Source organism: Bacillus sp. RC252 (genome assembly GCF_044909215.1).
In the GTDB taxonomy this organism is placed as follows: domain Bacteria; phylum Bacillota; class Bacilli; order Bacillales; family Bacillaceae_G; genus Bacillus_A; species Bacillus_A mycoides.
In genome coordinates this window covers 1-19851 of the sequence record NZ_JBIYDV010000025.1, presented here as the reverse complement: position 1 = coordinate 19851, position 19851 = coordinate 1, and the positions used below count along the sequence as shown (strand labels likewise).

Sequence of the window (19851 nt, the reverse complement as noted above, 5' to 3'; positions counted from 1 at the left end):
AAATAAGATGGGTACGCCAAAACGCTATAGTGAAATGACACCACATGAGCTAAGGGAAGAAATTGGGGTTTTGAAGGAGCAAGCAGTAAAGGCTGAGCAACTTGGAATTGTAAATGAATTCGATGTATTAATGAGAAAAATGGCTATGGCTCGTGCTTATATGATAGATATAAATAAATTCCATATTGGTGAGACATATGAATTAGTAGAAGAACCTGGTGTGGTATTTAAAATTACGTATTTCAATGGGGTATTTGCTTGGGGATATAAGCAACATGATAATGAAGAGATTGGAATACCAATTTCCTTGCTACAAGAAAAATAAAAACCAGAGAGCGAATCTCTCTGGTTTTCATCTTTGGTAGGCGTTAAAGGAGATAGGAGATTCTAAAATTGGCGTTTTTTACATTCGTTTGCCAGTATAATGAGAGACTGGGTTTGTTGCGTCTGTCCGTTAACTTGCGCCTTCGCATGTTTTGGACGAGTCCACGTATGGTTAAATAATTCAGAACGACGATCTAAATGGTCACGGTAGCTCATCTTTATCACCTCGTGTAGGAATTTAATTTGTACTACTCTTCCTGCTGATTTGCAGCACGCATACGCTCTTGTGGGTGCGTGTTAATTGTGCCGTTAGGTCGTTTCGAAGCGAAGCGTGATTTCGCTTTCGGTTGACTGTCGATTTTGCTGTTGTTTTTTGACTCAGACCAAAATTCGGCTTGTCTACCCATTAAGAACGCCCCCTCATTATCAGTTGATACCTCTTTAAGAAGTATCACTTATAGAATGTGCAAAATAGAAGAAACTATCCTTTAGAAATTAAGGGAATAAATAGGTAAAAGGAGAATAGAACATGAATGATATTTATGAAACATTAACGAAAGAATTATTAGATAAAAATGACAACCTTTCTTACGCACAAGCTCGTGCATGGGTTGAATTACTGTGGGAAGACTTCCGAACAACTTATGCTAAATCAGGTCGTTACCAAGGTGAGGAAATGACTGAACAAGTGGTACGAACATGGGTTAATAATCATGGAGGGCGCCTTCATGAAATGCGTACAAATAATCCGAAGTATAGCCATTTAATCAATCAAGAAGATCATTTGAAACATTAAAAAAAGCGACGTAGGTCGCTTTTTTTAATGTGGAAGCAATTCCAGTTTCTTTCGAAGTTTCTCTTCGCTGAAAATCCATCCTGTATATGAACTAATAATATTTAAATTTTGATCGAGCTGAACGATTGCGACGAATGGATAATAATCTTTACTTCGATACCGCAAATCAATAAATCGAACTTCATAATAGTTATCATAATCGAAAATATCCCAGCGATATACAGGCGAGAAAGATAAGAAAGCAGATATATTTTCATCTCGCACAGCGGCTTGCATAATGGCGGTATTCGGGAACGGTACGCGATTAAATTTATCGTATACAAGGATGTTACCGCGGTGCCATCTTGCTACGTAGTAATGTTCAGTTGTAACGACGGCTAAATGATAATGATAAAATTTGTAAGAAGGAGAAATAATTACTTTCTCTACATTTTTGAAACGTTTGTATACTACACTTTTAATATTTCGATGCATCATAATGCGGCCGATATAGTAAACAAACATTAATATATACGCTGCTAAAGCAGTATAGCCTTTATGTGCTCCGACAAGCATACAGGCGATAGCAAGTATATGGATAAAGAAAATGACAGTATCAAACGTATTAATTATGCCGAGCGCTACCCATTTTTTTGTGAAGGGCCTTAATGCCTGTGTACCATAGGCATTGAAAATATCCACAAAGACATGAAGAAAGACGGCAATAAATGACCAAAGTAGTAGATGCAGATAGGGAGCGTCTGAAAAGAAGGCGAAAGAGATGCCACTTATAAGGAGTGACCAAAGGATCACTGCAGGGATGGAATGAGTAATCCCGCGATGATTTCTTATATATTTAGCGTTATTACGCAATTTTAAAACTGTATCGATGTCAGGAATATTGGAACCGGCAATTGTTGCAAGCATCACTGCTTGTGGCCCAATATCACTTTGTGCTATAGCTGGATCTAATGTTGCCAAACTGCCTAGAGTAACGCCCATAACAAGGTGAGTGGCTGTGTCCATAGAAATCCACCTCCGTTTTTTATTAATGTAACTCTTTTTATTCGATACCTCAAGTCCTTTGCCTTCTATTTCCTATGTCATCTTACTTAAATTTTTTCCTAAAATCTTTATAATAGTACGTATATGCAAAAAAATGAGGGGGATCAAGTTTGACACTTGAAATATTAAATGAGTTTAACATAGAACAGTTTCAAAATGATTTAATTGGTTGGTTTGAAAAAGAACAACGTGATTTACCGTGGCGAAAAAATAAAGATCCATACCGTGTTTGGGTTTCAGAAATTATGTTACAGCAAACAAGGGTAGAGGCTGTAAAACCATATTACGCAAATTTTATGGGGAAGTTTCCTACGCTTGAAGCGCTAGCAACTGCCGATGATGAAGAAGTATTAAAAGCATGGGAAGGCTTAGGTTATTATTCTAGAGCACGAAATTTACATGCTGCAGTAAAAGAGGTAAAAGAAGTATACGGCGGGACAGTACCGAGCGATGTAAAGAAAATTGAAAAATTAAAAGGAGTGGGACCATATACAAAAGGTGCCATTTTAAGTATTGCATATGGCATACCAGAGCCAGCGGTTGATGGAAATGTTATGCGCGTATTATCTCGTATTTTATCAGTGTGGGATGATATTGCAAAACCGAAAACGAGAAAAGTTTTTGAAGAGATTGTGCGTGAAATTATTTCTATAGAAAATCCATCTTATTTTAACCAAGGTTTGATGGAATTAGGGGCATTAATTTGTATACCGAAAAATCCATCTTGTTTACTTTGTCCTGTACGTGAACATTGCAGAGGGTATGCTGAAGGTGTTCAAAAAGAACTACCAGTGAAGAGTAAAGCGAAAGCACCTACAATGGTACCGCTCGTTGCGGGAGTACTTCAAACTGAAGATGGCCGTTACGTAATTAATAAACGCCCAAGTACGGGATTACTGGCTAATATGTGGGAGTTCCCGAATATTGAACTAAGTGAAGGTATTCGTAATCAAAAACAACAGCTTACGGATTATATGAAGGAGAGCTTTGATCTCTCTGTTTCTATTGATGAATACGCGATGAATGTACAACATACTTTTACACATCGTACTTGGGATATATTTATATTTTACGGAAAAGTAACAGGTAATATTGTCGAAACGGATACATTAAAGTTTGTATCGAAAGAAGCGTTTGAACAGTTACCTTTCTCGAAATCACATCGTACAATTTACGAAAAGTGTGTTGAGAAAATTACAATGCAGTAAAGTGAAACTTTAATCAGTGGGGGGTTTCTTCATCCCCCACTGATTATTAGCCCTCACCAATCGGGCTTTTATGGGCAGCCCGACCCCAACCTAACTTCTTTGCTTTCGCTGCATTTTGAGGTGGGGTCTTACTGCCCGGCGAATAGCGGGATAAATAATAAAAACGTGTTCCAGAACTTTGGAACACGTTTTTTTATATTGAAAATAAATTTGTATTTTGAGGTTGAAAATCCACGCGTTTATAATCCGCCCCGTGACTCGATTTCTTTCACAACTTCTTTATAAATCGTTTGTCCCTCTACATTTAGATAAGGCATAATTTGCTGAAATGAATGATGAAAATAAGCTAATTCATCCTCTTTCCATTCATTTTTGGAAATCATAGTTAGCTCAGTCATATCACGTCCAGTATACATATTCCCACCTCCATCATATGTAGTTTGAATGAGTGATAAGAGATATATACGTGAATTTTTAAAAAGAAAATTAGGGATAACTTCTAAGTGAATTGGTTACATTATTGATTGTGGAGGTGAGAAAGATGAGTAAAAAACAACAAGGTTATAATAAGGCAACTTCTGGTGCTAGCATTCAAAGTACAAATGCTAGCTATGGTACAGAGTTTGCAACTGAAACGAATGTACAAGCAGTAAAACAAGCGAACGCACAATCAGAGGCACAGAAAGCACAAGCTTCTGCTGCTCAAAGTGCAAATGCTAGTTATGGTACAGAGTTTGCAACTGAAACAGATGTGCATGCAGTGAAAAAACAAAATGCACAATCAGCTGCAAAACAATCACAATCTTCTAGTTCAAACGAGTAATGAAAGAAAAACACTTCTCCAATTCGAGAGAAGTGTTTTCTTTGTGTGCGTGTCACTGTAATGAAAATAAAAGGAACGACATAACTTCTAATAAGTCAACAAATATAGTCAAAGGAGAAAGAAGTTCACGATTAGAAAATATGTAATAGGAATTATAAATGGCGAATGAATCAAAAAGGGGGTAAGTGATGAACGATTTTGATAAGTTGGTAGGAGAGCAGTTGGAAACGATGGATGAGCTTTTAAAGTTACAATCACATTTAGAGAAGTATCAGCAAATTGAAATGAGTGGAAGGGATACGTGCGATAAAAAAGAATTGCATTTTATCCGTCAAGAAATATACAGAACAGAAATAGCATTAAAACTTTTGCATGAAAAATTTGAACAGCAAACGAATAATGTGATTCAATCTTTTGAAACCGAAAAAATAATTTCAAATTAAGGGTGAGATATGTTGTTGATTTTAGGTGAAAAGTCCTTTCTTAAACAGAGGTGAGGGGGCTTTTCTTTTTGTTATATCTTCGTTTAATCTTCTAAAATACGTATTGCTAATTCATAGGAAATGTTCCTTCGTTAAAAGGGTTAGTGATGGGGTATTCAATAATACAAACTTCATTATATTCCTCATGAAAACAAGTGTCCTATCGCTTTAGTTTTAAAATTTTGACAAAAAAGTTATAATAGAAAAAAAGTGAATGCAGTTCAAGGGGTAGTTAAGACAACTTAAGAAAAGCATTTGCGGTTGAAAGAAGGGAGCATATATGGGATTTCCCAAAGAAGGAGAAAAGGTACAAATACATAGTTATAAACATAATGGCTCCATTCATAGAATGTGGGAAGAGACAACAATTTTAAAAGGGACGCAGAGCCTTGTGATCGGAGCAAATGATCGTACAGTAGTTACGGAATCAGATGGTCGAACATGGGTTACTCGCGAACCTGCGATTTGTTACTTCCATGCTAATTATTGGTTTAATGTAATTGGAATGCTGAGAGAAGAAGGAGTATATTATTATTGTAATTTAAGTTCTCCTTTTGCATATGACTCTGAAGCATTAAAGTATATTGATTACGACTTAGACATTAAAGTGTATCCAGATATGACATATACACTTTTGGATGAAGATGAGTATGAAAAGCATAGTCAAATTATGCAGTATCCACCTGTTATTGATACAATTTTAAAACGAAATGTAGCACATTTAACACAGTGGATTCATCAAAGAAAAGGTCCATTCGCACCGGATTTCGTAGATATGTGGTACGAAAGATATTTAATGTACAGAAATTAAAACAAACCTGCAGGGAATTTCCCGGCAGGTTTGTCCTATTAGAGGGGGGATTATGTGCAAGGTATAAAAAGATATTTACAATTTGTTAAACCATATCGATGGCTTATTGCTATTACAATTATTATTGGTCTTGTGAAGTTCGGTATCCCGCTTATTATGCCATGGTTATTAAAGTATATTATTGATGATGTTATTCAAGGCACGGGATCGCTTCAAGAAAAAACGTCTCAATTAATAACCGCAATTGGGATTGCTTTTTTTATTTTTGCAGTAGTAAGACCGCCGATAGAATATTATCGTCAATATTTCGCGCAGCGCATTGCCAATACAATACTATACGATTTACGAAAATACATTTTTGGGCACTTGCAAAAATTAAGCTTACGTTATTATTCGAACACAAAAACAGGGGAGCTTATTTCACGTGTAATCCATGATGTAGAACAAACGAAGGACTTTGTAATTACTGGTCTTATGAATGTCTGGTTAGATACTGCAACAATTGTTATTGCCATTATCGTTATGTTTTCTATGAATATAAAATTAACCTTTGTTGCTTTATTAATCTTACCTATTTATGTAGTTGCAGTGAAATATTTTTTCGGGCGCCTTCGAAAATTGACGAAAGAGCGCTCGCAAGCGTTAGCAACTATGCAAGGGTATTTACATGAACGTATTCAAGGGATGCAAGTGACACGTAGTTTTGCATTAGAAGAGTATGAAAGAGGACAGTTTGAAAAGAGAAATAATGAATTTTTAACGAAAGCACTAACTCATACGAGTTGGACGGCGAGAACGTTTTCGGTAGTGAATACGTTAACGGATTTAGGGCCGTTACTTGTTATTGGTTTTGCGGCATATGAGGTAATTCAAGGGTCGTTAACACTGGGTACGATGGTTGCTTTTGTTGGATATATGGATAGTTTATATAGTCCGCTTCGTCGCCTTGTTAATTCATCTACAACATTAACACAGTCTTTCGCCTCGATGGATCGAGTGTTTGAATTGTTGGATGAAAAATACGATATTGTTAATGTGCCAAATGCGGTGCAAACGAAAAGGCTAGATGGGGAAGTTATATTTGATAATGTTTCTTTTCGTTATAATGCGGATGAAAAAGAAATATTGCATAATCTGTCATTAACTATGCGCCCGGGAGAGAAGGTTGCGCTTGTAGGGGCAAGCGGAGGAGGAAAGTCATCTCTTGCTAGTTTAATTCCGCGTTTTTACGATGTTTCTGAAGGTGCAGTTTATATAGACGGGATAGATGTAAGAAAGTATAATATGAGAAATTTACGTAGTCATATTGGAATTGTGCTACAAGATAATTTATTATTTAGCGATACAATCGGGGCTAATATTTTATATGGCAATCCGAAAGCTACAGAGGCGGAAGTGATTTCAGCTGCCAAAGCTGCACAAATTCATAATTTTATTACAGAGTTGCTAGAGGGCTATGATACTGTCGTTGGGGAACGTGGTGTGAAATTATCTGGTGGACAAAGACAGCGTGTAGCAATCGCACGGGTTTTTCTAAAGAACCCGTCTTTACTTATATTAGATGAAGCAACTTCCGCTTTAGATTTAGAAAATGAACGATATATTCAAGAGGCACTGCAAACGTTAGCTGCAGATCGGACAACAATTATTATTGCACATCGATTAGCGACGATTACGCATGTTGATACAATTATTTATGTTGAAGATGGTGAAATAAAAGAAAAGGGTTCTCATGAAGAGTTAATGAAAAAGAGGGGGTTTTATTACAATCTATATCAACTTCAGCATATAACAGAAACAGCTCCTTTAGCGTAAAAGGAGCTGTTTTTTTATTCGTCTTCTTTTTTATCTTCGATTTGGAGTTCGCTTTCTGGTTTATGGTATGTGTAGAAGCTATCCACAAGTAAATCTAAATGCTCTACTTCCTCACTGTAGTTAATAATTGAAGAAATAAGAGGGAAGAGGTGTAACCATATTTTATATGCTTCCTCATCGTCTTTATTTTGATAATCCATAAAGATATCAATCAATTCTTGTTTACCGGTTTCAACTTCATCAAGCATCTCAACGGATTGTTGTTTCTTTGCTTTACCAATAAATTTTAATAACACTTGTTCGTGATAATGCGTTAATGAATCAAGTTCGTTTTGAATAGATTCCTGAAACTTTTCTGGCATATAGCGCAGTTCATTTTCGGTGCGATGTAATGATTTTAACGTGCTTAAAGCGCGGCTTGTTGTCGCTAACATTTGTCTGAATAAAACGAGCTTACGAATTTTCGCGAATTGTATTTTTTTCGTATAGCTTCTTTCTTCTTTATACAGCAAATAGTAATGATTTAGTTTAATCATTTTTTCTTTCATGCGATCGATATCGGTTTTTAGCGTTGTAAAATCAGAAGCTTGCCTACTGTTCATACGAATCCATTTAACAATTTCCTCTGTATTATCAACGATGCGATGGTAAAGTTTTGTTTCATATTTTGGCGGCATAAATACTAAATTTACAAGCGAAGCCGCAATAATTCCAATCATAATCGTCGCGAATCGAAGTAAGGCAAAATTAAAGAAATCTTCGCCTTGATACTCCATAATGGCGATAACTGTTACTAAAGCGAGTGATATTGTTTTTTCTAAGCGTAATTGTAAAGTAAGAGCAATTACTAATATACACGTTAATCCAATAATAAAAGGATTATGTCCAAAAGCAGTAGCAAATACGATAGCGAATACAGCACCAATTACGTTTGCTTGAATTTGCTCAAGAGCAGTTAAATACGAGCGGTATACAGACGGTTGAACAGCAAAGATAGCTGAGATTCCCGCAAATACAGGACTCGGTAATTGAAGTAAAATACAAGCAAATAAAGCTAATGTAATGGCAATACCCGTTTTTAAAATGCGAGCACCAAGTTTCATACCCTTATTGATATCCTTTCTCTTGTCATAATGAATGTACAACATGATACTATACATTCATTACAATATGTTAGCAAGTGATATTTTAGTGACGTTAAAAAGTTTAATAAATAAATTACAATCAATTTATAATTTCTCCAAATTCTCTTTAAACATCTATTCTTTAATAAAAAAACCTGCTGAATTTCAGCAGGTTTCAAATTGTTATTCTAGATTACTATGCGATGCTCGCTTCGTCAATTTTTTTATGAAAATAAATATTGTACATGTCATTCGGTCGAAATAGATGGATCCGCCTGTTCTTTTTTCGGGATAATTTCATAGAAGTGAAGCTGGATATCATCTAATAATGGTGTTAACAAAGCGACTTCTTCATATTGTTCGTGCTCATTTAATACACGAATGTAGTCTAATAATAATTCATTCACATCGTGCAAACCATTTTTACTAATTGGCTGCAATGTTACATTTGCACCTTTAGCAATTCTTCTTTTTAAAGCGTGTTCTGTTAAACCTAAGTTTGGCTCATGATGTAAATAAACAACACCACCAGTCATGCCGGCACAAATCCATGGACCAGGATCTCCTAAAACAAGAGCGCGACCATTTGTCATATATTCAAAAGCAAATCCTTTTATATTAGAATATACTCCGATATTTCCTTGTTCTTTTTCGCGGAGTGGTTTTGTAATTCTGCCTCCAATTATCATATCTGCTCCAGAAAGGCGAATGCCAGCACGAGCATCAGCGTTACCTTGCACGTATAATGCACCTTTTTGAGCACCGTATCCAAATCCTTTTCCGACAGAACCGTTATAATATGTTCCATCTGTTCCTTTTGCTTTCGTTATATAAATGCCACCGCCAAATGAAGTTTTTCCAATTCCATCTTGCGCGCCACCATTTACGTGTATAAATAAGTTCTCGCTATTGTACGCGCCTAATCCGTTTCCAGGAACAGATCCGTTTGTATACTTTAATGTAAGTGGTTCAAGATGAGTGTTTTCATATAATTTGCTACGAATACGATAACAGGATTCTAGACCGCCCATTACGCGTTGCTCTACGCCGACGCTTACTAATTCTTTTGACTGGAGAGAATTTGTTGTTTCAAATTGTTTTTCTTGTACAGATGCCGTTATTTTCACAGATGAATCTTCTATCGTTTGTATTAAATTACGTAAGTCTAATAAGTCCTTGCCTCGAGTTTGTTCTAATAAATCCGATCGTCCGATAATATCTTGTAAGTTTGTGTAACCGAGCTGCCCTGTTAAACGTTTCAATTCTGTACCGAAAGTAGTGAATAGGCTTAATAGCCCTGTAACTGCGCTTTCTAATTCACGTGGAACGAAACGGCGCAGTCCATGTTCTTTCGCTTGAGCTTCAGATTCAATTTGTGTTGCAATTCCGACGTGGCACGTATCAAGATGACAACCACGGCAAGTTGTACAGCCAATTGCAATCATTGATAATGTGCCAAATCCGATCCGGTTTGCTCCGAGGAGCATGATTTTTAAGGCGTCATTGACACTTCGAATACCGCCATCTGCCCAAATCTCTACTTTATGTCTCATATTTGCTTCTAGTAACGCATTGTGAGCAGCTTTAACACCAATCTCTACAGGAAGACCAACATGTTGCAATGCGTGAATACGCGCAGCACCTGTTCCGCCATCAAATCCACTAATGTTAATAAAGTCAGCGCCAGCTTTTGCGATACCAACAGCAATTGTTCCGATGTTAGGAACGACAGGAACTTTTACAGCTACTTTTGCAAGATGATTAGCCGTTTTAATTTCTGTAATCATTTGAGCCAAGTCTTCAATTGAATAAATATCATGGTTGTTAGAAGGTGAAATTAAATCCGAACCAATTGTAGCATTACGTGCTTCCGCAATTTTGGCAGTCACTTTTGAACCAGGCAAATGTCCACCTTCACCAGGCTTTGCTCCTTGACCTATTTTAATTTCAATTAAATTTGATGAATTTAGTAGTTCAGCGTTTACTCCAAATCGGCCAGATGCAACTTGTTGTCCGCGTGTATGTGGGTACTTACCAATCATATCTTTAATTTCGCCGCCTTCACCGTTCAAACTAATCATATTTAGCTGATCGGCAGCTTCTGCATACGCGCGAAAGGCAATTTCATTTTGAGAACCAAATGACATGGAACTAATAATAAATGGTAAATCATGATTGTGAATGCCGATGGACACTTCTTCAGTCGGAACTACATGCTGTGCTTGTTTTGTTTGAACAAGGTGCCTGATTGCGATGGGAGTGTTTTCTTCTAATTCACTTAACTTGTCGCGATAATCATCATAAGAGTTTCCTTTTGCAACATCACCAATTGCTTTCCAAATCCGCGGGAATATATGAAATGATTTTCGCATTCTAACTTTTGGATTGTTAAAATCCTCAGCTCGAATTTTTGCATCTTCAGCAAGTGATTCAAGTGAAAAAGCTAAATTATTTGAACCGCAGAAGTTTGTAATTTGTAATATATTTGCGATTTCCTCATGTAATCCAATAGAGGAGAAGAGGCGACCGTAACCGCGTAATTCATGAATTCCAATCGTTGAAATTACTTTCTCTAGTCCTTTATTAAGTGCGGTATACAAATTAGTAATTGGTACTTTTGTTTCATCATTTACCGTTGCGAACAATAGATATGGATTAATACCATCTGCCCCTAATCCGTATAGCGTGACGATATCGTGTAAGGAGCGAAGGGCACCGGAACGTATAACGAGAGAGCATTTCCGGCGTAATTTATTTTCAGTTAATGCTTGATGTACTTTAGCAGTAACTAGATGTGGGTCAATCCATAACAGTTCATTTTGATGAGATTTAGCGTCATCTAATAATAGTAGGGAAGCACCATTTTTAACGGCTGCTATCGCTTCGGAACTAATTCGATTTAATGCGATTTGTAGAGTTTCTGATGGACTAAATGTAACAGAAATTGTAGAGACAGAGCTATGAGTAATGAATAGCTGTATAAGTTGTTCGTACGTAATCGTGTGTAAGTCTGCCGCGATAGATTGAGCTAAATTCCCTTCTAAAATAATGGGTGAAAGCATCTCGATTACAAATGGTTGTTTAGAGTTATCTAATAAACCCGGACGCTCTCCGAGTACAGTACGTGTGGAGAAGTGTTCAACTTCTCGATCGCGATCGATTGCTGGATTTGTAACAACGGCTACACTTTCCTTAATGAAATCAGCAATATTTCGTCTATCTGTATCAAGTGCGGCAAGTGGTGAGTCATGCCCAAGTGACCGAATTGGTTCGACGCCTTTTGTCGCCATTTGTTCAAGGAGCTGAATATGTTCTCGATCCCAGCCAAAAGCGACGTATTGATTCGTTTCAACTTGAACCGAAGCACATAATCCCTCAGTTTCTTTCGTTTCAGGGATAGATAAGTTTACATGATAATTGGTAACATCGATTCGTTTCTTAAAACGGTTATATACTTCAATTTGATAATTGTCGTATTCATAGAGAACGAGCTCATCTTGTTGATTCCATTTTAATCCAATTTTTTCTCCAGGAGCGAGTGGTTTCGGCTCTGCTACATATTCAGTTGGTGATACAACTCCAGGTTCAGAAGAGAAAATATAGGAGCTCTCTGTCTCTACTTTCCAAACTGGGCGTAATCCAAGGGAATCGACACTGAAAACAGCTTCATCTTTATAACGTGAAATAATACCAGCTGGACCTTGTGCGAAATGCCCCCAAGCCTCACGTATATAAGTGTATAAGTTTTGTAAGTTTGTTTCGTAAAGCTTTATTTCATTAATAATTGGTGGAAATAATATATCCATTGCTTCAAATAAACTGTAGTTATACTGAACGAGAAGGGTTTCTAAGGTGCGGTTTAAATCTTGGGAATCACTGCCCCCGGCAGTAAGTGGTACATTAATCATTTCAGCTTGATCGCGTAATTTTGCGATCGTGTTAATTTCGCCATTATGTCCGAGAATGCTAAATGGTTGTACACGAAAAAAATTAGATAACGTATTAGTAGAATAGCGATTATGTCCTAGTGTCATAGTTGAAGCGATAAGTGGGTGTTGTAAATCATTGTAATAAGCAACGAGTGTATCGCCAGCACCGAGAACTTTATATACAACATGTTCATGACTTAATGAGGCAACATGAATTGCTTCATTTTCTTCGATTTTTATTGTTACAGAAAATAATGTTTGTTCAATATTTTTAACTTCACTTTCGGCGATAAGGGCAATTTGCCAAAATAAAGGTTCTTCTTGTTTACCAAGAGGACCGAGTGCATCTGAGTTTATTACATCATCATTTTCGAGAACAATTGTAAAGCTTTCATTGTTTAGTTGCGTACGAATGTAATCTTTTAACTCGGCAATGTTTTCTTTTTTGTTTAGAAAAAAATGTCCAACGATAAAGTGGGGATGATCCACAATCGTTGGATTATATCCGCTACTTTTCAGTTTTTCATTCCAAAGTGCTTTTGGCATGTCGATATGAATTCCGATACCATCTCCTTCGCCGTTAATGAAACCAGCTCTATGATTCATTTTGACTAGAGATTGTATACAAAGATCGATGTTTTCTTTTGTAGGAATTCTTCGTTTTTCCATAACGGAAACGATTCCACACGCATCATGTTCTGCATTTTTATAATTCTGAAATAAAGACGGTGTCCATTTATTTTTTTTATTGAGCATCCGTCAATCCCCCCTCCGGAAAATGAATTTTGAATAATCTTACTATTTAAGGCGTGAACTGCCTTGTATACATGGATAGTAAAGATATAAAAGGATATAAAACAGATAATTATGAATAATTATACTATTAATGAGGGATTTATGAAATAGAAAAAAGGAAAAAAGAAAGATGGGCTTTCTTTTTTCCTTTTGTAATGAAGAGATTATTTATTGTTCGCTAGGGTAGAAAATGCTCTGCCAACAGCTTCAATTGTATATTCAATATCTTCTTTTGTATGTTCTGTCGTTAAGAACCATGCTTCATATTTAGAAGGTGCTAAATTAATACCTTCTTGAAGCATCAGCTTGAAGAATCTACCGAACATTTCACCATCTGTATTTTTGGCTGCATCGTAATCTTCAATTGTATTTGTCGTGAAGTATACAGTTAATGCACCCTTTAGACGGTTTACTGTAATATCGATGTTATGTTTTTTAGCTTGATCTAAAATTCCTTTTTCAAGCATTGCGCCAAGTGCATCTAATTTCTCGTATACGCCTTCTTGTTGAAGTACTTCTAGACAGGCAATCCCTGATGCCATAGAAGCAGGGTTCCCAGCCATTGTACCAGCTTGGTATGCAGGGCCGAGCGGTGCAACTTGTTCCATAATTTCTTTCTTACCACCGTAAGCACCAATTGGAAGTCCACCGCCGATAACTTTACCAAGTGCTGTTAAATCTGGGGTTACGCCAAGTAAGTCTTGAGCGCCGCCATACATAAAGCGGAAAGCAGTAATAACTTCATCATAAATTACTAGTGCACCAGCTTCGTGAACGAGTTCATTAACTTTTTCAAGGAAGCCAGGTTTTGGCTCAACAATACCGAAGTTTCCAACGATTGGCTCTACAAGGATAGCTGCTACTTCGTGTCCCCATTTATCTAACGCTTCTTTTAAAGTTTCTACATTATTAAATGGAACAGTAATAACTTCTTGAGCGATACTTTGTGGCACACCAGCTGAATCAGGAATTCCAAGAGTAGAAGGACCAGAGCCAGCTGCTACAAGTACTAAATCGGAATGACCGTGGTAACAACCAGCGAATTTCATAATTTTTGTGCGGCCAGTGTAAGCACGAGCAACACGAATGGTTGTCATAACGGATTCTGTACCAGAGTTCACGAAGCGAACTTTATCTAAAGCGGGCATTGCTTCTTTTAACATTTTTGCGAATTTTACTTCTAGTGCTGTTGGAGTACCGTATAGTACGCCGTTTTCAGCCGCTGTTTTAATTGCTTCTGTTACGTGTGGGTGAGCATGTCCAGTAATAATAGGGCCATACGCTGCTAAATAGTCGATATATTTATTTCCATCTACATCCCAGAAATAAGCACCTTTTCCGCGTTCCATTGCAACAGGAGAACCGCCTCCAACTGCTTTAAAAGAACGGGAAGGACTATTAACACCACCAACGATATGTTCTAAAGCTTCTTTATGTAACGCTTCTGATTTTGTGAAATTCACTACAATTCATCTCCTTACAAAAATCTATGTATTATTCTAACATGTTTTTTGAAAAGACGTATTGTTTGTGATAGAAGGAGCAGTTGGGTAAACTATTCGTTGTGACATTTAGGAAGGGGGTCCGATTATGAAATCGGTAATTGAGGTACAAGGGTTACGTAAAGAGTTTACAGCTTATTCAAGTCGTCCGGGATTAAAGGGTGCATTTCGCGATTTATTAAATCGTAATTATAAAATAGTACCAGCAGTAAATGATGTTTCTTTTACTGTAAAGCAAGGTGAAATGGTTGGTTATATTGGTGAGAATGGTGCTGGTAAATCAACGACGATTAAAATGCTTACAGGGATTTTGACTCCGACATCAGGACAAATTACAGTGAATGGAATGAATCCACACAAACAGAGAGAAGAATTTGTAAGAACAATCGGCGTTGTGTTTGGTCAGCGTTCCCAGCTTTGGTGGGATATTGCTGTACAAGAATCATTTCGTTTATTGAAGAAAGTGTACGGTGTATCAGACGCTCAGTATAAGGAACATATGGAACATGTTATTGAAACGTTAGATATTGGTCCTTTGTTAGATAAACCGGTACGGAAATTATCTCTTGGTCAAAGAATGCGTTGTGAATTGGCAGCGGCGTTAATTCATAATCCGCCGTTATTATTTTTAGATGAGCCAACAATTGGACTAGATGTTCTTGTGAAATTGAAAATACGAGAATTCTTAAAAGAGATGAATGAACGTTATAAAACAACAATTTTATTAACGACACATGATATTACTGATATTGAAGCTTTATGTGAACGTGTCATCATGCTTGATGAAGGGAATATTATGTATGACGGATCTTTAGATGATCTTCGTACGCAGTGGGGAGTAGAGAAGGAAATACATTTTCAGTTTGTTGCCCCGGTTTCATACCAGGAGTTATCAATGGTTATGCCAGATAGTCATGTTGTTTGGTTAAAAGCGAAAGAAGAAAACGCATGGGTTGCAAAAATACCGAATGAAGAAGTTATCATCTCTATGTTGATTTCTAAAGTAGTACAAGCCTTTCAAATTAAAGATTTGAAAATTAACGAAGTGTCTACAGAGGAAATTATTCGTAACATTTATGAAGAAGGTATTATGCATGGGTAAGTATATTGAAATGATTCGGATTCGCTTTTTAATGATGCTTGCTTATCGTACAAATTATTACAGCGGGATTTTAATTTATACGATTAACATTGGTGCGTATTATTTTTTATGGCAAGCAATTTATAGCGGGAAAGAGAATATTGAAAGTTTATCTATTTCACAAATGACTACGTATATTGCGATCGCATGGATGGCACGCGCTTTTTATTTCAATAATATAGATAGAGAAATTGCGATGGAAATTCAAGAAGGGCGTGTGGCGGTAGAGCTAATTCGTCCGTACAACTATTTAGGTATGAAAGTTATGCAAGGGCTTGGAGAAGGGATATTTCGTTTTGCTTTCTTTTCGATTCCGGGCATGGTTATTGTTACGTTATTATTTTCATTACAAATTACAACGAATTTTCAAACGTGGTTATATTTCTTCCTATCTTTAATATTTAGTTTTATCATTAATACACAAATAAATTTAATGACAGGAATGCTTACATTCTTCTTATTTAATAATAGTGGAATTATGTATGCGAAACGTGTTGTTATCGATTTATTTTCTGGTTTATTATTACCGATTAGTTTTTATCCGTTATGGGCCCAAAAAGCAATGGTGTTTTTACCGTTTCAAGCAATTAGTTATATTCCAAGTATGATTTTCTCTGAAGGTATACAAGGAAGTAAGTTATATGAAGCTTTATTATTTCAAGTGATTTGGGCAATTATACTTATTATTCCAATTGTACTGATGTGGAAAACGGCGAGAAAACGTCTAATCGTACAAGGGGGATGACGAGATGATATATATAAAATTATTTTTGCAATATGCAAGTCAATATATAAAAACAAAATTGGAGTATCGTGGCGATTTTATCGTCGGATTACTTTCAGATTTATCACTACAAGCTGTTAATTTAATCTTCATTCTCGTTGTGTTTGGGCACACCCAAGCACTAAAAGGGTGGAGCCGAGAAGAAGTAATCTTTATTTATGGTTTCTTTTTAGTACCGTTTGCCATTTTTTCAGCTTTCTTTAATATATGGGATTTTAATGATCGTTACATTATTAAAGGAGAAATGGATCGTATATTAACGAGACCGATTCATAGTTTGTTTCAAATTATATTAGAAAGAATGGAACTTGAATCTTTAATTGGAGCTATTACGGGGATTATTGTGATGGGTTATGCAGCAATGGAGCTGCAATTATCTTTTTACTGGTATGATTTCTTCTTATTCCTACTTATGGTAGGGGGAGGGGCACTTGTGTACGGCGGGATATTTGTTACGCTTGCAAGTCTTGGCTTTTGGTCGGATGCGAAAAGTTCCATTATGCCGCTTATGTATAACATAGGGAATTATGGACGCTACCCTGTTGATATTTATAACCGTGTTATTGGCTTTGTTTTAACGTTTGTTTTACCGTTTGCATTTGTTGGGGTATATCCAGCAGCATACTTTTTAAGAAAAACAGAGTGGAATAGCTATGCTTTCGCAACGCCAATTGTTGGTGTTATCTGTTTTACTATTGCAATTACCCTCTGGAATCAAGGGGTTAAACGATATCGTGGTGCGGGAAATTAATTATAGAAGCTTGTTCGTTTCTAAGGGATAAATCCGCTATAGTCCTCATACATATAAAATGAGGTGGAGGACATGTTATGGGGATTTATTCTATTAATTGCGGCAATCGCTATTTTGAGAAGTGTCCAATTATTATGGAGTTCATATTCAAATTCCAATCGTTTCTTTTCGCTGTACAATTTAGCTACGTTGTTTTTAATTTATACAACGGTACTGATTGCGTTTGGATTAAGTTATGTTGTGCTAGAGGAAATGGGTTTTGCGGTTTTAAAAGAAGATGGGGATAGGCTAAGTGCTCATTCCTTTCAACTCGTTGAAATATGTTTATATTTTAGCGCGGTTACTTTATTGTCCGTTGGATATGGTGATATAGCTCCGATTGGAATCGGAAGATGGATTGCAATTGGAGAAGCATTAATTGGATATACATTACCGTTTGCTTTTGTGGTAAGGACTGTAATGGACAATGAAAAATAAGGTAGCATTTGTTATAGTAATAGAAAAGAAAAGGAGTGATAACAATGATCACAGTAGGAGAAATAGCACCGGAATTCACATTAGAGGGAAGTACCGGAGAACAAATTCGCTTAGCTGACTTCCGAGGTAAAAATGTAGTTTTATATTTTTACCCGAAAGATATGACTCCAGGGTGTACAACTGAAGCATGTGATTTTCGTGATGCATATGGATTATTCCAAGAGAAGGACACGGTCATCCTTGGCGTAAGTCCTGATTCGGTGAACAGACATATGAAATTCATCGAGAAGCATGAGCTTCCATTTGTACTTTTAGTAGATGAAGATCATAAAGTAGCAGAATTGTACGATGTTTGGAAGTTGAAAAAGAACTTTGGAAAAGAGTACATGGGAATCGAGCGTTCTACATTCCTTATCAATAAAGATGGTGAACTTGTAAAAGAATGGCGTAAAGTGAAAGTGAAGAGACATATTGAGGACGTACTTTCTTATATAAAATAAATCTATATTAATGTGGAAAAAAATACATATGTAAGGCATGCGTCTATACATATTTTCTTGCGATACATAAAGTGAAAGTGTAGGGCATACCTCCTCAGATGATAGTATTCCAAGTGCGATTATGTCGCACTTTTTTCTATGTAAATGTATAGGAAATACGGGAAGTTACATAAGAATAAGGCTATATACAAAAATAAACCACATACTTATAGTAGAAATATTGACGATTTATAAGAAAAGGAGTACACTCTTTATAAGAATTATAAAATAATAATCCGTATAGAATCGGGGTGCATGACGGTGGTCAAAGAAGAATTAAAAGAAGCGCTAGAAATGCTGAAAAATACGGGTGTACGCATTACTCCACAGCGTCATGCTATTTTAGAGTACCTTGTGGAATCTATGACGCACCCAACAGCGGATGACATTTATAAAGCATTAGAAGGTAAGTTTCCAAATATGAGTGTTGCAACTGTCTATAATAACTTACGTGTGTTTAAAGAAGTTGGACTTGTAAAGGAATTAACTTATGGGGACGCTTCAAGTAGATTTGATTATGTTACAAGTCAACATTATCATGTGATTTGCGAAAAATGTGGTAAGATTGTTGATTTTCCTTATGGAGGTTTGGAACAGCTTGAAGAGGAAGCTGCGAAAACGACAGGATTCATTATTAATAGTCATCGCTTAGAAATTTATGGCGTTTGTCCAGAGTGTCATAAGGCGTAATATATAATAAAGAAAGAGGGTGACGATTAAGTCACCCTCTTTCTTTATTATATAGGGATGAAAAAATACTAAAGTGAAAGTACGTGTTATCCTTTATAGCTTTTTTTATTGTACTTCTCATTAAATTCTTTTCCTTCTAAACTCGGATCCAGTGTTAAAGGTTGGTTGCAATGCATGCATGCGTCGACACGACCAAGCATTTTTGTTGGCTTATCGCAGCTTGGACAAATAATTTGTACAGTCTTAGTAGATAACATACCAATCCAAAAATAAACGACAGTACTAGCGATAACAGCTAAAAAGCCAACCATCATAAATGTTGTCATAATAATAATGTTGTCACGGAAAAAGACTCCTAAGTATGCAATGAAGAGGCCGATAAATACTAAACTTAATGCGAAGGTCCGAATTTTATTGATTTTGTTCGAATATTTAATGCTCATTCTCACCACGCTCCTATAATAATAATATAACATAAAATTTAGAATTTTCACTCGTTTGTAAACTTAGTAAAATGATAAGGAGATATGATTTTTTAAGCTTTTAACGGGATGTGAAATTTTTTTATAAAAAGTATTGACCCTACATATACTGCATGATATATTAATAAACGTCGCTGATGCAGAAACGCAGTGAACGACAAAAAAGAATTTTGAAAAACTTAGTTGACATCGGGAAACGAAGATGTTAACATAAGAAAGTCGCAAATGAGCGACCAAGTAGTTCTTTGAAAACTGAACGAAACAAACAACGTGAACGTCAATTTTTATTTTTAGATGCTAGACAAACTAACTTTATTGGAGAGTTTGATCCTGG

General features: G+C 36.3%; 21 protein-coding genes. 13 read left to right on the top strand and 8 right to left on the bottom strand.

Going from position 1 to position 19851, the window contains the following annotated elements; all coding sequences use genetic code 11:
• Positions 1-7 precede the first annotated feature (7 nt).
• On the top strand, positions 8-325 hold the full coding sequence (locus ABH960_RS25860) for a YfhH family protein (protein WP_002010323.1): 318 nt from the start codon (positions 8-10) through the stop codon (positions 323-325).
• A gap of 62 nt (positions 326-387) precedes the next feature.
• Here the strand turns inward: ABH960_RS25860 and ABH960_RS25855 are convergent, their stop codons facing one another.
• Both ABH960_RS25855 and ABH960_RS25850 read right to left on the bottom strand, forming a co-directional pair.
• The gene (locus tag ABH960_RS25855; protein WP_002010325.1) at positions 388-540 is read right to left on the bottom strand and encodes a YpzG family protein; all 153 of its coding nucleotides are present in this window, start codon (positions 538-540) and stop codon (positions 388-390) included.
• Positions 541-572: 32 nt separating this feature from the next.
• A complete protein-coding gene (locus tag ABH960_RS25850; protein WP_002125059.1) occupies positions 573-731 on the bottom strand; it encodes a small, acid-soluble spore protein K in 159 nt (52 codons plus the stop codon).
• A 122-nt stretch (positions 732-853) separates the two neighbouring features.
• On the opposite strand from ABH960_RS25850, the gene ABH960_RS25845 reads away from it, so the two are divergent.
• On the top strand, positions 854-1120 hold the full coding sequence (locus ABH960_RS25845; RefSeq protein WP_002010328.1) for a YfhJ family protein: 267 nt from the start codon (positions 854-856) through the stop codon (positions 1118-1120).
• A 24-nt stretch (positions 1121-1144) separates the two neighbouring features.
• Here ABH960_RS25845 and ABH960_RS25840 read toward each other — a convergent pair whose 3' ends face one another.
• Complete coding sequence (locus ABH960_RS25840; RefSeq protein ID WP_002125060.1) at positions 1145-2125, bottom strand: metal-dependent hydrolase; 981 nt, start codon at positions 2123-2125, stop codon at positions 1145-1147.
• A gap of 149 nt (positions 2126-2274) precedes the next feature.
• Here ABH960_RS25840 and mutY point away from each other — a divergent pair, with 149 nt between their 5' ends.
• Positions 2275-3372, top strand: a complete 1098-nt coding sequence (mutY, locus tag ABH960_RS25835; protein ID WP_002091125.1) for an A/G-specific adenine glycosylase — start codon at positions 2275-2277, stop codon at positions 3370-3372.
• A gap of 239 nt (positions 3373-3611) precedes the next feature.
• Here mutY and ABH960_RS25830 read toward each other — a convergent pair whose 3' ends face one another.
• Positions 3612-3788, bottom strand: a complete 177-nt coding sequence (locus ABH960_RS25830; protein WP_002091123.1) for a hypothetical protein — start codon at positions 3786-3788, stop codon at positions 3612-3614.
• 125 nt (positions 3789-3913) lie between these two features.
• Here ABH960_RS25830 and ABH960_RS25825 point away from each other — a divergent pair, with 125 nt between their 5' ends.
• From ABH960_RS25825 to ABH960_RS25810, 4 genes are all read left to right on the top strand, one after another.
• Positions 3914-4195 (top strand): gamma-type small acid-soluble spore protein, encoded by a 282-nt coding sequence (locus ABH960_RS25825; RefSeq protein ID WP_002125062.1) that lies wholly within the window; start codon positions 3914-3916, stop codon positions 4193-4195.
• A 188-nt stretch (positions 4196-4383) separates the two neighbouring features.
• Positions 4384-4638: a YgaB family protein gene (locus tag ABH960_RS25820; protein ID WP_002010338.1), complete on the top strand. Its 255-nt coding sequence runs from the start codon at positions 4384-4386 to the stop codon at positions 4636-4638.
• A 319-nt stretch (positions 4639-4957) separates the two neighbouring features.
• Positions 4958-5488: a nucleoside tri-diphosphate phosphatase gene (gene ntdP / locus ABH960_RS25815; protein WP_000506630.1), complete on the top strand. Its 531-nt coding sequence runs from the start codon at positions 4958-4960 to the stop codon at positions 5486-5488.
• 54 nt (positions 5489-5542) lie between these two features.
• Entirely contained in the window at positions 5543-7303 is a 1761-nt protein-coding gene (locus tag ABH960_RS25810) for an ABC transporter ATP-binding protein (protein ID WP_404449262.1), read from the top strand.
• A gap of 14 nt (positions 7304-7317) precedes the next feature.
• Here ABH960_RS25810 and ABH960_RS25805 read toward each other — a convergent pair whose 3' ends face one another.
• The 3 genes from ABH960_RS25805 to hemL form a co-directional block, all read right to left on the bottom strand.
• The gene (locus ABH960_RS25805; protein ID WP_404449260.1) at positions 7318-8406 is read right to left on the bottom strand and encodes an aromatic acid exporter family protein; all 1089 of its coding nucleotides are present in this window, start codon (positions 8404-8406) and stop codon (positions 7318-7320) included.
• Between the two features lie 269 nt (positions 8407-8675).
• Positions 8676-13112 carry a glutamate synthase-related protein gene (locus tag ABH960_RS25800; RefSeq protein ID WP_404449258.1) on the bottom strand — a complete coding sequence of 1479 codons (4437 nt, stop codon included), beginning with the start codon at positions 13110-13112 and terminating at the stop codon, positions 8676-8678.
• A gap of 203 nt (positions 13113-13315) precedes the next feature.
• Complete coding sequence (hemL, locus tag ABH960_RS25795; protein ID WP_404449256.1) at positions 13316-14614, bottom strand: glutamate-1-semialdehyde-2,1-aminomutase; 1299 nt, start codon at positions 14612-14614, stop codon at positions 13316-13318.
• Between the two features lie 127 nt (positions 14615-14741).
• Here hemL and ABH960_RS25790 point away from each other — a divergent pair, with 127 nt between their 5' ends.
• The 6 genes from ABH960_RS25790 to perR all read left to right on the top strand — a co-directional run bounded on the left by ABH960_RS25790 (position 14742) and on the right by perR (position 19035).
• Positions 14742-15755: an ABC transporter ATP-binding protein gene (locus ABH960_RS25790; protein ID WP_404449254.1), complete on the top strand. Its 1014-nt coding sequence runs from the start codon at positions 14742-14744 to the stop codon at positions 15753-15755.
• The gene (locus ABH960_RS25785; protein WP_000521522.1) at positions 15748-16539 is read left to right on the top strand and encodes an ABC transporter permease; all 792 of its coding nucleotides are present in this window, start codon (positions 15748-15750) and stop codon (positions 16537-16539) included. The genes ABH960_RS25790 and ABH960_RS25785 overlap by 8 nt, the downstream gene beginning before the upstream one ends.
• Positions 16540-16543: 4 nt before the next feature.
• Positions 16544-17329 (top strand): ABC transporter permease, encoded by a 786-nt coding sequence (locus tag ABH960_RS25780; protein WP_002091114.1) that lies wholly within the window; start codon positions 16544-16546, stop codon positions 17327-17329.
• A 72-nt stretch (positions 17330-17401) separates the two neighbouring features.
• Entirely contained in the window at positions 17402-17806 is a 405-nt protein-coding gene (locus ABH960_RS25775; protein ID WP_002091112.1) for a potassium channel family protein, read from the top strand.
• 44 nt (positions 17807-17850) lie between these two features.
• Positions 17851-18306, top strand: a complete 456-nt coding sequence (gene bcp / locus ABH960_RS25770; protein ID WP_404449251.1) for a thioredoxin-dependent thiol peroxidase — start codon at positions 17851-17853, stop codon at positions 18304-18306.
• A 300-nt stretch (positions 18307-18606) separates the two neighbouring features.
• A complete protein-coding gene (perR, locus tag ABH960_RS25765; protein WP_165762387.1) occupies positions 18607-19035 on the top strand; it encodes a peroxide-responsive transcriptional repressor PerR in 429 nt (142 codons plus the stop codon).
• An 86-nt stretch (positions 19036-19121) separates the two neighbouring features.
• Here perR and ABH960_RS25760 read toward each other — a convergent pair whose 3' ends face one another.
• Positions 19122-19478, bottom strand: coding sequence for a YgzB family protein (locus ABH960_RS25760; RefSeq protein WP_002063699.1), 357 nt, complete (start codon positions 19476-19478; stop codon positions 19122-19124).
• Positions 19479-19851 lie beyond the last annotated feature (373 nt).

Excerpts from the sequence above, each read along its gene's own strand:
- ABH960_RS25860 (WP_002010323.1), top strand. The coding sequence starts at position 8 with ATGGGTACGCCAAAACGCTATAGTGAAATGACACCACATGAGCTAAGG.
- ABH960_RS25855 (WP_002010325.1), bottom strand. The coding sequence starts at position 540 with ATGAGCTACCGTGACCATTTAGATCGTCGTTCTGAATTATTTAACCAT.
- ABH960_RS25850 (WP_002125059.1), bottom strand. The coding sequence starts at position 731 with ATGGGTAGACAAGCCGAATTTTGGTCTGAGTCAAAAAACAACAGCAAA.
- ABH960_RS25845 (WP_002010328.1), top strand. The coding sequence starts at position 854 with ATGAATGATATTTATGAAACATTAACGAAAGAATTATTAGATAAAAAT.
- ABH960_RS25840 (WP_002125060.1), bottom strand. The coding sequence starts at position 2,125 with ATGGACACAGCCACTCACCTTGTTATGGGCGTTACTCTAGGCAGTTTG.
- ABH960_RS25830 (WP_002091123.1), bottom strand. The coding sequence starts at position 3,788 with ATGTATACTGGACGTGATATGACTGAGCTAACTATGATTTCCAAAAAT.
- ABH960_RS25825 (WP_002125062.1), top strand. The coding sequence starts at position 3,914 with ATGAGTAAAAAACAACAAGGTTATAATAAGGCAACTTCTGGTGCTAGC.
- ABH960_RS25820 (WP_002010338.1), top strand. The coding sequence starts at position 4,384 with ATGAACGATTTTGATAAGTTGGTAGGAGAGCAGTTGGAAACGATGGAT.
- ntdP (WP_000506630.1), top strand. The coding sequence starts at position 4,958 with ATGGGATTTCCCAAAGAAGGAGAAAAGGTACAAATACATAGTTATAAA.
- ABH960_RS25805 (WP_404449260.1), bottom strand. The coding sequence starts at position 8,406 with ATGAAACTTGGTGCTCGCATTTTAAAAACGGGTATTGCCATTACATTA.
- ABH960_RS25800 (WP_404449258.1), bottom strand. The coding sequence starts at position 13,112 with ATGCTCAATAAAAAAAATAAATGGACACCGTCTTTATTTCAGAATTAT.
- ABH960_RS25790 (WP_404449254.1), top strand. The coding sequence starts at position 14,742 with ATGAAATCGGTAATTGAGGTACAAGGGTTACGTAAAGAGTTTACAGCT.
- ABH960_RS25785 (WP_000521522.1), top strand. The coding sequence starts at position 15,748 with ATGGGTAAGTATATTGAAATGATTCGGATTCGCTTTTTAATGATGCTT.
- ABH960_RS25780 (WP_002091114.1), top strand. The coding sequence starts at position 16,544 with ATGATATATATAAAATTATTTTTGCAATATGCAAGTCAATATATAAAA.
- ABH960_RS25775 (WP_002091112.1), top strand. The coding sequence starts at position 17,402 with ATGTTATGGGGATTTATTCTATTAATTGCGGCAATCGCTATTTTGAGA.
- bcp (WP_404449251.1), top strand. The coding sequence starts at position 17,851 with ATGATCACAGTAGGAGAAATAGCACCGGAATTCACATTAGAGGGAAGT.
- ABH960_RS25760 (WP_002063699.1), bottom strand. The coding sequence starts at position 19,478 with ATGAGCATTAAATATTCGAACAAAATCAATAAAATTCGGACCTTCGCA.